The 11,772-nt window shown below is 59.6% G+C and carries 9 protein-coding genes; 4 read left to right on the forward strand and 5 right to left on the reverse strand.

The genetic code is table 11. The features are described from left to right. Window positions 1-176: 176 nt before the first annotated feature. Window positions 177-1,829, forward strand: a complete 1,653-nt coding sequence (gene treA, locus ACL2XF_RS00450; RefSeq protein WP_410013824.1) for an alpha,alpha-trehalase TreA — start codon at window positions 177-179, stop codon at window positions 1,827-1,829. Window positions 1,830-1,895: 66 nt separating this feature from the next. Here the strand turns inward: treA and ACL2XF_RS00455 are convergent, their stop codons facing one another. Together ACL2XF_RS00455 and ACL2XF_RS00460 are read right to left on the reverse strand one after the other, a co-directional pair. After that, window positions 1,896-2,699, reverse strand: coding sequence for an SDR family oxidoreductase (locus ACL2XF_RS00455; RefSeq protein WP_413721277.1), 804 nt, complete (start codon window positions 2,697-2,699; stop codon window positions 1,896-1,898). Between the two features lie 27 nt (window positions 2,700-2,726). Continuing rightward, on the reverse strand, window positions 2,727-3,548 hold the full coding sequence (locus ACL2XF_RS00460; RefSeq protein ID WP_413727792.1) for an alpha/beta fold hydrolase: 822 nt from the start codon (window positions 3,546-3,548) through the stop codon (window positions 2,727-2,729). A 127-nt stretch (window positions 3,549-3,675) separates the two neighbouring features. On the opposite strand from ACL2XF_RS00460, the gene ACL2XF_RS00465 reads away from it, so the two are divergent. The 3 genes from ACL2XF_RS00465 to ompC all read left to right on the forward strand — a co-directional run bounded on the left by ACL2XF_RS00465 (window position 3,676) and on the right by ompC (window position 7,431). Then, on the forward strand, window positions 3,676-4,326 hold the full coding sequence (locus ACL2XF_RS00465; RefSeq protein WP_413721275.1) for a TetR/AcrR family transcriptional regulator: 651 nt from the start codon (window positions 3,676-3,678) through the stop codon (window positions 4,324-4,326). Window positions 4,327-4,652: 326 nt separating this feature from the next. After that, complete coding sequence (locus ACL2XF_RS00470) at window positions 4,653-6,218, forward strand: MFS transporter (RefSeq protein WP_410013825.1); 1,566 nt, start codon at window positions 4,653-4,655, stop codon at window positions 6,216-6,218. Between the two features lie 124 nt (window positions 6,219-6,342). After that, window positions 6,343-7,431: a porin OmpC gene (gene ompC / locus ACL2XF_RS00475; protein WP_410013826.1), complete on the forward strand. Its 1,089-nt coding sequence runs from the start codon at window positions 6,343-6,345 to the stop codon at window positions 7,429-7,431. A gap of 91 nt (window positions 7,432-7,522) precedes the next feature. Here ompC and ACL2XF_RS00480 read toward each other — a convergent pair whose 3' ends face one another. From ACL2XF_RS00480 to ACL2XF_RS00490, 3 genes are read right to left on the reverse strand one after another with little or no spacing between them, the layout of a single operon-like run. Beyond that, entirely contained in the window at window positions 7,523-8,935 is a 1,413-nt protein-coding gene (locus ACL2XF_RS00480) for an efflux transporter outer membrane subunit (protein WP_413727793.1), read from the reverse strand. Beyond that, window positions 8,935-10,044 carry an HlyD family secretion protein gene (locus ACL2XF_RS00485; protein WP_410013828.1) on the reverse strand — a complete coding sequence of 370 codons (1,110 nt, stop codon included), beginning with the start codon at window positions 10,042-10,044 and terminating at the stop codon, window positions 8,935-8,937. The genes ACL2XF_RS00480 and ACL2XF_RS00485 overlap by 1 nt, the downstream gene beginning before the upstream one ends. 10 nt (window positions 10,045-10,054) lie before the next feature. After that, window positions 10,055-11,686: an MFS transporter gene (locus ACL2XF_RS00490; protein WP_410013829.1), complete on the reverse strand. Its 1,632-nt coding sequence runs from the start codon at window positions 11,684-11,686 to the stop codon at window positions 10,055-10,057. Window positions 11,687-11,772 lie beyond the last annotated feature (86 nt).

An 11,772-nucleotide genomic window follows, 5' to 3' on the forward strand; every position in this document is an offset into this window, starting at 1 on the left:
CACCGGCTAATTTGCCTCCCCGGCCCCAGCTTATGGCGTGAGTGGCTATAGTTATAAATCAGCTACGGGTTATGCTAAGGCTGACCGTGGCCAGTTTAGCCGGATGGCGTATAAAAATGGAGAGTTAACCTATGATTACACGCTCTTTCAGGTGGGCCTGGAGAAGATTTCTAACCATGGGCATGTCGCTGGGTACCGCGTCAGGCCGGGTTTTTTCAACGGCGCTGGCAAAAAAAAATAAATATAATATCAATGTACGCCAGGGACCGGATGCCTTATTGGGGCAGTTGTACATCGATGTGCAGACGGCAAAATTATTTTCCGATCAGAAGACCTTTGCCGATGCGGTGCCGCGCCGTACCCCGGCGGCCATATTGTCCGATTATCAGGCGAAAAAGCGGCGCAAGAACTTCAAATTGCGGACGTTTGTCGAGAAAAATTTTATATTCCCCACCGACCGGGTGAAATATGTGCCGCCTAACGGGCAAACCCTGCGCGAGCATATCACCACCCTGTGGCCGGTGCTGACCCGCAATACCTCCACCGTGAGGCCCTATGATTCGCTGCTGCCGCTGCCGAAGGACTACGTCGTGCCGGGCGGACGCTTTCGCGAAGTCTATTATTGGGACAGTTATTTTACCATGCTCGGCCTGGCCGAATGCGATAAGTGGGAGCTGGTGGTGGATATGACCGATAATTTCTCCCATGAAATCGATACCTATGGGCGCATTCCCAACGGTAACCGCAGTTATTACCTGAGCCGCTCGCAGCCGCCGTTTTTTGCCCTGATGGTGGATTTGCTGGCGAGCAGGGAAGGGGACGGCATCTATCAAAACTATTTGCCGCAGCTGAAAAAAGAATACCAGTACTGGATGGAGGGAGGCGACGCGCTGGAGAACGGCGCCGCCGCCGAACGGGTGGTGCGCATGAAAGACGGCGCGCTGCTAAACCGTTATTGGGACGATCTGGATACGCCGCGCACCGAGTCCTATATGGACGATATCGTGACCGCCAGCGAGGCCACGGATCGCCCGGCGGGGGAGGTATACCGGGACCTGCGGGCTGGGGCGGCATCGGGGTGGGATTTCAGCTCGCGCTGGTTCGATGATCCGCTGGCGCTGTCGTCTATCCGCACGACGTCCATCCTGCCGGTGGATCTGAACGCGCTGCTCTTCCATCTGGAGCAGACGCTCGCCAAGGCCAGCCTGCTGAGCGGCAACCATGATGCCGCCAGCTATTACAGCCAGCGGGCGGAGCGCCGTAAGCAGGCGATTAACCTGCACCTGTGGAACGAGGAGGGCGGGTATTACGCCGACTTCGACTGGCGCCAGGATAAGCTGCGCGATCAGCTGACCGCCGCCATGGTTTTCCCCTTGTATAACAAGGTAGCGCCGCTGGAGCGCGCCACCCGCACCGCCCAGACGATACGCGATCAGTTGCTCAAACAGGGCGGGCTGATTACCACCACCAATGTTTCCGGCCAGCAATGGGACGCGCCGAACGGCTGGGCGCCGCTGCAATGGGTCGCGGTGGAGGGGTTGCGCAATTATGGTCTGGACGAGCTGGCGGAAGATATTGCCACCCGTTTCCTGGGCAACGTGCAGCGGCTGTTCAACAATCAGCATAAGCTGGTGGAGAAATACGTGGTGGAAGGCAGCGGCCTCGGCGGAGGCGGGGGCGGCGAATATCCGCTGCAGGACGGTTTTGGCTGGACCAACGGCGTCACCCTTAAGCTGCTGGATATGTATAACGACAAGATGCCGGACTATACGGATACCGCCAGCCAGGCCGAGGCCACGCTGGAACCGGCCGCCGCCGTCGGCGCCTGATAACGCCCGGTTCCCTGCAAGCCGGCGGGGAAGGTGGCGCGACCGAAGCGCCGCCTTGGGGTTTTTTCAGATCTGATTGTCCCAGGCCGCCAGTTGTTGAGCTTTCAGCATATCCTCCACCGCCTGGGGCACCACGTTACGGAATTTTCCGTTGTCGGCGGGGACGATTTCAATCATGCGATCAATCATTTCCCGCGCATCGAGATGGCCAAATGGCGATGCCAGCGCCTCGTCGAACTGCGCGCGCAGGTCGGCTCGCCGGGTAATATTGTTTGTGTCGTCGAGCCAGCGGAAGGCCGTATCGGCCATGGTCTCGTTAAAACCGGTATAATAGGCGCCTGGATTGATGGTCTGGACTTTGATGCCGTGCCCGGCCAATTCCTGCTGCATCGCCTCGGCAATGGATTCCAGCGCATGCTTGGTCGAAGCGTAAACGCCCCAATTGGCGGGTGAGAACAGCCCGCTCATCGATGAGGTGAAGACAACCTTTGCGTGCTTGTTCTGCCTGATCCACTTTTTGACGAAGCTTTGCGTCAGCGCGAGCGGAAGAAAAACGTTGACCTCGTAGTTATGGCGAACGAGATCGAGCGGAATTTCGAAAACCGGACCGCCCTCGCCCATGCCTGCATTATTCCAAAGCACGTCGATGTCGAAGCTTTGGGCGTAGGCCATGTCATGCGCGTCGAGGAGATCAAGCTTTTCCACCCGCAGATTGGCTAGGCCCAGAGCCTTGGCTTTTTCGCGCAACGGCGTTACCTGCGGCGAGCATTGCACGGTGGCGATAACCTGGTGGCCGTTGCGCGCCAAGCCGATGGCGGCCGCTTCGCCGAAACCGGAGCCGGCGCCGGTAATAAGAATGGTCTTGTACATATTATGAGGTCCTTACTTTGCAGGTGGTTAGGGTTGTGACGCTTGTCTGACGCGCGCCGAGATGGCGTTTTTGGGCAATGCTGAAATAAAGGTTCTGATCAATGCGGCGATTTCCCCGGGCGATTCCAGGGGGGATAGATGTCCGGTGCCCGCCAGCACGCGCATCCTGGCCTGGGGGATACGCGGTAGCAGTTCCGTCTCGAGCGTGGAGACGCTGTCGACCCGATCGCATTCACCCGCAATGACCAGGACCGGCACCGTAATCGCGCTTACCGCGGCCGAAATGTCCTCTTGGCTGGAGTGGCGCGGCCAGGCGATTTTTGCCGCCGCGCCGCCGCGCAGACTGTCTTCGATAACCTGACGCCGCTGGCCTTCGGTGAGAGGCTTTGCCGTAAGCACCTGGTCGATGGTGGCGGCAACCGAGGCCGCGGACGCGTACGCCGCCTCCATGCCGACGAGCATCTCGGGCGGCAACCCGAGCGGCGTGGGTGGCGAAGGAGCGACCAGCACCAGCCCGGCCAGTCCCTCCGGCTGGCGCGACGCGATCAATTGAGCGATCTTACCGCCCATGGAGTGCCCAACCAGCACGAAATCCGACAAACCACGCGCCCTGATCACCCGTTCAACGTCATCGGCGAAATCGGTCAGCGCATAATTCTCCCGCGGCGCATCCGACAAACCCCAACCGCGCAAATCGACGGCGAGAGTGCGCCAGGCGTTTGCCAGGGCGGCGATGACGTGGCGCCAGGTTCGGGACGACCCGCCCCAATAATGCAGGAAGATAAGCGTCGGGTCGCTTTTGCCCTGTTCCTCGACATGGATATAGATCTCCCCGTTTACGGCTGTCATGGCCTCTCCCGTCTGGATGTTCAAGAAAGCGTTTTGCCCGCATACGTACCGGTTTGACGTAGGGCGTGGTCATCCTTAGTGAAATCTGCTAATATCCAACATCTGTCACTTTTTTTAAATCTAACATATGTCTGATTTTGATGCAAGTCCCCCCAAGGAAAAACGAACGCGCCGTCCCGTGCAGGAACGGTCGCTGGAACGCATGACCCGGGTCATCGAGGCGGCGGAGCGCATGCTCGAGCAACTGGGCCCGGAAAAAACCTCGATCCCCGCCCTTGCTGCCCTGGCGGAAGTACCTAGGGCCAGCATCTATCCCTTCTTTCCTGATAAGTACGCACTGTTCGCGCATATCTCGCAGATCCATATGCGCCGCCTTGCCGACGCCATCGCGGATTCGGACGCCGCCCGCGCCCGTACGCTTAGCGCGTGGGTGCGCAGAGTGATAGATATTTGCGTGGAGTATTACAACGCCCATCCGGTGGCGAGCGTGCTGTTGCTGAATGGTTCTTTTAGCGATACCGACCGTGCCGCCCATGCCGTCAAGAACGCATCAATCGGACGCTTGTTGCGCGACACGGCCGCGCGCTTGGGCGAACTGCCGGCATTGCCGGCGTCGCCCGACGTTGCGACCCTCGCCGTTGAAATTGGCTTCGCTTGCCTGAAGTTCGGCTATGTCCAAGACGGCCGCATCAATAACGCGGTGCGAAACGAAGCCCTGCGGGCGGTCATGGCCTATCTGGACCGCTGGCGGGACGACGTTAAGTCCACGGGGAACTGACGGGCAGGGCGGCGGCGGTTCGCCGCCACATCCAGGCGGCGGGCAGGAACCCGGCGGCCTGGATGCCCGCGGAATAAAGGGCGCCGCGCCGCCGTTATTTCCATTGCCGTTAAATAAAATGATGTTTTATTAAAAATAAACTATTTTTTTATATCTTTGACCTCGATCGTTATTCTCTTCGTTTTTCTGCCACTGGACGCAACGTTCTGGCAACCGCAGAAAGGTTTTCATTGTTGGTTGGTTCTATCTTGAACCGCGTTATAACCGGCAGATTCAAGTGTTCTTCAACCTTTGTCTAACCAGATACAATCCTGGACATCACAGCAATGAAAATACGTTCCATAGGTTTACCGCAATACCTGGCTTATGGCTCCGGCGATTTCCTGGGCGCGGGCACCACCGCCCTGACCGCCGCCTGGCTGCTTTATTTCTACACCACGTTTTGCGGCCTCTCGCCCATCGAGGCCACCTTTATCTTTGCCTGCGCCCGGGTGCTGGACGCCGTGGTCAGCCCGCTGATGGGCTACCTGACCGATAACTTCGGCGGCACCTGGCTGGGCAAGCGCTTCGGCCGCCGTAAGTTTTTTATCCTGCTCGGCATTCCCTGCGTGTTCAGCTACTGCCTGATGTGGGTCGGCGGCATGGGCTACGGTTATTACCTGCTGACCTATCTGCTGTTCGACGTGGTCTACACCATGATCCTGGTGCCCTACGAAACCCTGGTGCCGGAAATGACCGACGATTTTAAACAAAAATCCAAGTTCTCCGGCGCGCGCATCGCCCTGGCGCAGCTGTCCGCCATCCTGGCCGCCTTTTTGCCCGGCATCCTGCTGTCGCATTTCGGCAAGGACAACGCCATTTCCTTTTTCTACGCCAGCGTGGTGTTCGCGGTGATCTGCGCGCTGGTGCTGACCCTGGTCTACCTGTTTACCTGGGAGCGGCCGGCGGCGCTGAAATCGGAGGCGGTATTAAAGCTTGAGCGTGAAAAACAGCAGCTGACCCTGGGACAAAGCCTGCGGCGCCTGCATATCGAACTGTCCTCCACGCTGCGCGTGCGCATCTTTCGCCAGCATCTGGGCCTGTACCTCGGCGGCTACATCGCCCAGGACGTGTTCAACGCGGTGTTTACCTATTATGTGGTGTTCGTGCTGATGCAAAGCGCCACCGTGGCCTCCAACCTGATGGGGGTGATGGCGATCCTGCAGTTCGTGGCGGTGATCGGCATGATCCCGCTGTGCATCCGCTTCGGACCGGCGCCGTCCTACCGGCTGGTGGTCACCCTGTTCGGCCTGAGCGCGCTCTCCTACGGCGTGCTGTACTACGCCGGCCTGAGCGACACGTTCTCGCTGCTGCTGCTGGTATCGGCCGTGGCCGGCCTTGGCCGGGGCGGCATCAACTATGTGCCCTGGAATATCTACACCTATATCGCCGATGTGGACGAGGCGATCACCGCCCAGCGGCGCGAGGGCATCTTCGCCGGCATCATGACGCTGACGCGCAAGGCGTCCCAGGCCGGGGCGGTAATGCTGGTGGGGGTGTTCCTGCAGCTGTCGGGGTTCGTTTCCGGGCAGAAAGTGCAGTTGCCGCAGGTAAGCCACGCCATCCTGGCCATCCTGTGCATCGGCACGGTGCTGGTGCTGACCGCGGGTTTCATTATTTCCCTGCGCTTTAAGCTGAACCTGAAAACCCACCGCATCCTGCAGCTGGAAACGCAGAAAATGCGCGCGGCCAATCATCCGCTGCCGCAGCAGATCACGCCGGAGGCACGGGCCACCGTGGAGACGCTGACCGGCATGAAATACGAATCGCTGTGGGGCAATAACAACATCGGCTACCTTAACCGCCATAAAGGTGCGCCGGAAAAAGCCGTACCGCAGGAGCATGCCGTTTAAACGCTGAAAAAGAAAAGCCATAAACAATAATTGGCCGCACCGGCCAAGGGATAAATATGGACGTAACACAGCAATTCACTATTTGAATTTTATTTTAAATTAATTAATTGAGGGTTGGAATAAAATGAAATCTTCTGTTCTGTGGTGGGTTTTACCGTTGGTTTTTATTGCCGGCAACGGCAACGCGGCCGAGATTGTCAATAAAGACGGCAACAAGCTCGATCTGTATGGCAAGGTCGATACGCTGCATATGTTTAGCGATAATCCGGGCATCGATGGCGATCAAACCTATTTCCGTTTTGGCTTTCGCGGCCAGACCGAGATTAATTCGTCCCTGACGGGTTACGGCCAGTGGGAATACCAGGTCAACGCCAACCAGGCGGAAAGCAGCACCAGCACCAGCGTCACCCGCCTCGGGTTCGCCGGCCTGCGCACCCAGCAGTACGGGTCGGTGGATTACGGGCGTAACTTCGGGGTGCTGTACGATCTGGGCGCCTGGACCGATGTGATCCCCGAATTTGGCGGCGACGCTTACGGCATTGACAATTTTATGTTTAAACGTACCAGCAACCTGCTGACCTATCGCAATAACGTCCTGATCGACGGCCTGAAGCTCACCGCCCAGTACCAGGGCAAGAACGGCAGCGCCACCGAAACCAATAACGGCCGCGATGCCCTGCGCCAGAACGGCGAAGGCTACGGCGCGGCGCTGATTTATGACTTTGGCGCGGGTATCAGCGCCGGCGCTACGTTTGCCACGTCCGATCGAACCGAGGGACAAAATAACCTGGCCTACGGCCATGGCGATAAAGCCGACGCCTATCGCGGCGCCCTGAAATATGACGCCCACCAGATCTACCTGGCGGCCACCTATACCGAAACCTATAACGCGACGCCGTTCGGCAGCAGCAGCCACAGCGTGTATGGTTTTGCCAACCGGGCCCAGGTGGTGGAACTGTTGGCGCAATATCAATTCACCAACGGCCTGGCGCCGATCGTCAGTTATTTGCAAACCCGCAGTAAGGATATCGAAGGCTATGGTAATCAGGATACGCTGAAATACCTGGCCGTCGGCGGCGCTTATTTCTTCAATAAACGCATGTCCACGGACGTTATCTACAAAGTCAATTTACTGAAAAATAACGACTTCACCAAAAACAGCGGTATCAATACCGACGATGTGCTGGCGGTGGCGCTGATTTATTATTTCTGATTAATCAGTTAGGCGTTGGCCCAAAGCGATGGGCCAACGCCGCGCGCGCCCCGAGTCTTCCCTCAGGCGGCGAACCGCATTCACTTCTGCCCTAGCGCGGCTCCAGGTTATCGCCGTCCACCCGCCAGCCGCCCCCAAGGGAACGGTAAAGATCAATTTGCGCCAGCAGCACGTTGTTGCGCAACTGTATTACGCTGACCTGGGTGGCGAACAGGGTACGCTGGGCATCCAGTTCTTCCAGGTAAGACGCGTAGCCGTTGCGGTAGCGATTATGGGCGATGCGCAACGCCTCGCTTACCACGTCCTCCTGCCGCCGGGTTTCCGTCAGCTGTTCCTCTAGCCGCGTGATGGCGTCCAGACTATTGTTCACTTCGCTGAACGCCGATCGCACCACTTTTTCGTAATTGTAGAGGGCCTGGTTGCGGGTGGCGGCGCTGATATCCACCTGGGCGTTCAGGGCCTCGCGGTTGAGCATCGGCGCCAGTACGCTGCCGCCGATGCTCCACAGCCGGAAAGGATTATCGATAAGCTTTTCCAGGGCATTGTCCTGCAGGGTGCCGGAGGCGGTCAGGTTAAGCGAGGGCAGCAAAGCGGCGCGGGCGGAGCTTAGCGTCGCGTCGGCGGCAATCAGCTGCCGTTCGGCCTGGATGATATCGGGACGCCGTCGCATCAGCTCCGAGGGCAGCAGGGTGGGCAAGGGCAGGGGGCGCAGCCGGCCGGCATCGTCGCCGCGCGGGATGGCGCCGGGATTAGCGCCCAAGAGAATGCTTAGCGCGTTTTCCTGTTCCGTTATCTGATGCGACAGCTGCGGTATCTGGGCGCTGGCGGCCTGGTATTCCGCCTGCGCCTGCACGTATTCCAGCCGCGATGAATAGCCGGTTTCAAACTGCCTGCGCGCCAGTTTCAGCGAATTGCGCCGTGATTCCAGGGTGGCGCGGGTTAACGCCAGTTGCCGGTCCAGCGCGTACAGCGTCAGATATCCCGAGGCGACGGACGAGGCCACCGTCAGCATGGCCGCCGCCGCCGCGGCCTGCTGCGCTTCCAGGCTTGCGCGCGCGGCGGCGGCGGTAGCGGACCGCCGTCCCCAGAGATCCACGTCATAACCCGCCTGCAGCGTGCCCTGGTAGACCGTGCTATAGACCGGCAGGCCGGTGGCCGACGACAGCACCCGGGCGCGGGTGCCGTCGACGCCGGCGTCCAGCGACGGCAGGCGATCGCCGTTGGCCGCGCGCAGCCGGGCGCGATATTCGTCAACCCGGGCGCGGGCGGTGAGGATATCGGTATTATTGCGCAGAGCCTGTTCAACCAGCCGGCTTAATACCGGATCGTTAAATTCCCGCCACCAGCGCGCCTCCACCGGCGCCGCCGGGCCCACCTTTTCGCGCCACTGCGCCGGGATAAGCAGGCTTGACTGCGCCGCCGGCTCGCGCCCAGGGTGGCAGGCGCACAGCAGCAGGAGCAGGCCGGGCGCGGATAAACGCAGCAGGAGGGGTTTCGCCGGCATCAGCGTACCTCGCCTTGCTGGTTTTCGGCATTCAGGGTATTGATGCTGACTTCCACCGACATGCCGGGACGCAACCGCCGGTAAAGAGGGCCATCATCGTGGATTTTTATCCGCACCGGGATGCGCTGGGCGATTTTGACAAAGTTGCCGGTGGCGTTATCCGCCGTAATGGCGCTGAATTCCGACCCGGCGGCGGGCGAAATATTTTCCACCTCGCCGCTAAGGCTGGCGTAGTCCAGTGCATCCACCCGGATACTGACTGGTTGTCCCAGCCGGATGGCGGCCATTTGCGTTTCCTTCATATTGGCGATCACCCACATCTGCTCGGGCACCAGCGACGTCAGGTGGGTGCCGGCGCTGACATACGCGCCCTGCCTGACCGAGATCTGGCCCAATTGCCCATCGCGCGGCGCGACAATGCGGGTATTGGCCAAATCAATCTGCGCCAGTTCCAGCGCCGCCTGCGAGCTGGCGACATCGGCCTCCAGCGACGCGCGGTTGACGATGACCGTCTGCAAATCCTGCCGGGACATCTCCAGCGCCGCCGTGGCCTGGGCGATATCCGCCCTGGCCTGGCTGTAGCTGGCGCGCGAGGCGTCGCGCTCGCGCACGGATAACGAGCCGTCGGACATCAGGTCCTCGACGCGCTTTAAATCCAGGCGCGCTTTTTCCGCCTGCGCCTGGGCGTTGACCACCGCCGCCTGGTTGCGCGCAATCGCCGCCTCGCTGCTGCGCCGTTGCTGAATATTATTGGCCAGCGCGGCCCGTTTCATATCCCGCTGCGCCATGGCCTGATGCACCCGTTGCCGGTAAATGCGCTCGTCAATGGTCATCAGGAGATCGCCTTTGCGCACCCAGGCAAAATCCTGTACCGCGACCTGAGTGATATAGCCGCTGAGCTGCGGGCTGATGACGGTAACCTGGCCGCGAACATACGCATTGTCCGTGGTCTGCACCTGGCGGGTAAACGGCGGCAACTGCCAGGCGTAGAGGATGACCAGCACGCCGACAATGGCGATCGCCACCGCCACCAGGGTGGTCAGGATACGGGCATAGCTGCTTTTTTCCTTTTCCGGCGCCGTGGCCGGGCCGTCGGGTTGCTGACTCATTGTTGCTCCATTAATGGTTAACCTGGCGCCGGGCCTGCATCCGCAGCCGGAACAGTCGCCATAAAATCCAGACCAGCGTTGCCAGCGCAATGGCCGCGGTCAGCATATACACATCGTTATAGGCCAGCGTATTGGCTTCCCGGGTGGCGACGGCCTGTAATTGCGCCAGTCCCTGCGCGCTTAACAAATCGCTGTCGTTAAGCACGCCGCCATAGGCGGCGCTATAGCTGCCGACCCGCTCGGCCACCAGGGGATTTTGCAGGCTTAGCTGCTCTGCTATCTGGCTGGAATGAAACTTTTCGCGTATGACCTGGAATGTGCCGAGCAGCGCTGATCCCAGCAGCCCGCCCAGGTTCTGGCTCATGCCGAACAGCACTGAAAAGCTCACCAGGTTGCGCGGCTCGGCCACCACGCCGCCGATGCCGGCCAGCAGCGCCGGGGCCAGGAAAAAGGCGCTGCTGAAACCGAGTAAAAACTGGCTGATATACAGATTATCCGGTCGCGTCAGGCTGTTGGACTGCGCGTCCATCAGCGAGGCGAAGGTCATCAACACGAGAGCGATAATAATAGGGCGGCTGAGATTTTTGGGATTAATCGTCAGGGCGCTGATGACGATGCCGGCCACAATACCCGCCAGGATCGCCAGGGACAAACCGCGCATCTGATCGTTGAGCAGGCCGATTTGCTGCAGGTAGCCGATGGCGCCGGTGTTTTGCTCGGCCAGCACGATACGGATCAGCAACATGATAAGCCCAAGGCGCACGATACTGCCGCTGCTGAGCCAGCGGATATTCAGCAACGGATTGCGGCGGTTGCGTTCCACCAGGATGGCGCCGGTAATCAGCGCTACGGCCAGCGCCAGCGAAACGCCAATCCAGGGCGCGGATAACCACCAGTCGATGCGGCCAAGGGAAAGCACCGCGCAGATAAGCCCCATGCCGGGCGCCAGCAGTATAAACGTCAGAAAGTCTTTTTTCTCAAACACCTTGATGCGATCGCTGGGCGGCAGCTTAAGCAACAGCACGCCGCCGAGCGACAGCAGGGCCAGCCCCAGCTCGAACAGATAAAGGCCACGCCATTCATTAAGGGCCAGCAGTTCCGAGGAGAACAGCCGCGCCAGCGGAATCGCCACCTGCGACGCCCCGATGCCGATGGTCAGGCCCTTCAGGCGGTGCCTGGCCGGAAAAGCCTGAATTTGGTAGTAAATCGACAGCGAGCTCAGCGCCGCGCCCACCATGCCGTGCGCGGCGCGCACCATGATGGCGGAATTAAGATCGTTCACAAACAGGTGAAAAAACGCCACTAAGACATACAGCACCAAAAAGGCTTCGGTAAATACCCGCAGGCCATACTGCTGGCGAAATTTCACCAAGAGCAGGTTTATCGACACATTGGTCATCAGATAAACCGCCGGCAGCCAGGCAATCTCGTTGGAGTAAGCGCCAAAAGTGCCTTGCAGGTTGCTCAGGTTGGCCGTCACCAACGCATTGCCCAGCCCGCCGGTAATTGAAACCAGCACGCCGACGATGCCGTACGCAATGCGTTTTGGCACGGGGTGCAGCGGGGTCGAGGGCGAACCGGGAAGCGCGGGCTTCTCATGCGGCAGCCATTCGCGCGGGGCGTAGGGATCTTTTTTTGCCATGGTCCTCCGGCCGCGTTGTGAATGATTGAGAGTAAACAACAAAATTTCTTATCATTAGATAGCAAATTAAACCTAGCATGACATAT

It is taken from the genome of Sodalis sp. RH19 (genome assembly GCF_047324215.1).
Taxonomy (GTDB): Bacteria; Pseudomonadota; Gammaproteobacteria; order Enterobacterales; family Enterobacteriaceae; genus Acerihabitans.

Bases quoted from the DNA above. Each gene is read 5' to 3' on its own strand.
- treA (WP_410013824.1), top strand. From the start codon at position 177: ATGGGCATGTCGCTGGGTACCGCGTCAGGCCGGGTTTTTTCAACGGCG.
- ACL2XF_RS00455 (WP_413721277.1), bottom strand. From the start codon at position 2,699: ATGTACAAGACCATTCTTATTACCGGCGCCGGCTCCGGTTTCGGCGAA.
- ACL2XF_RS00460 (WP_413727792.1), bottom strand. From the start codon at position 3,548: ATGACAGCCGTAAACGGGGAGATCTATATCCATGTCGAGGAACAGGGC.
- ACL2XF_RS00465 (WP_413721275.1), top strand. From the start codon at position 3,676: ATGTCTGATTTTGATGCAAGTCCCCCCAAGGAAAAACGAACGCGCCGT.
- ACL2XF_RS00470 (WP_410013825.1), top strand. From the start codon at position 4,653: ATGAAAATACGTTCCATAGGTTTACCGCAATACCTGGCTTATGGCTCC.
- ompC (WP_410013826.1), top strand. From the start codon at position 6,343: ATGAAATCTTCTGTTCTGTGGTGGGTTTTACCGTTGGTTTTTATTGCC.
- ACL2XF_RS00480 (WP_413727793.1), bottom strand. From the start codon at position 8,935: ATGCCGGCGAAACCCCTCCTGCTGCGTTTATCCGCGCCCGGCCTGCTC.
- ACL2XF_RS00485 (WP_410013828.1), bottom strand. From the start codon at position 10,044: ATGAGTCAGCAACCCGACGGCCCGGCCACGGCGCCGGAAAAGGAAAAA.
- ACL2XF_RS00490 (WP_410013829.1), bottom strand. From the start codon at position 11,686: ATGGCAAAAAAAGATCCCTACGCCCCGCGCGAATGGCTGCCGCATGAG.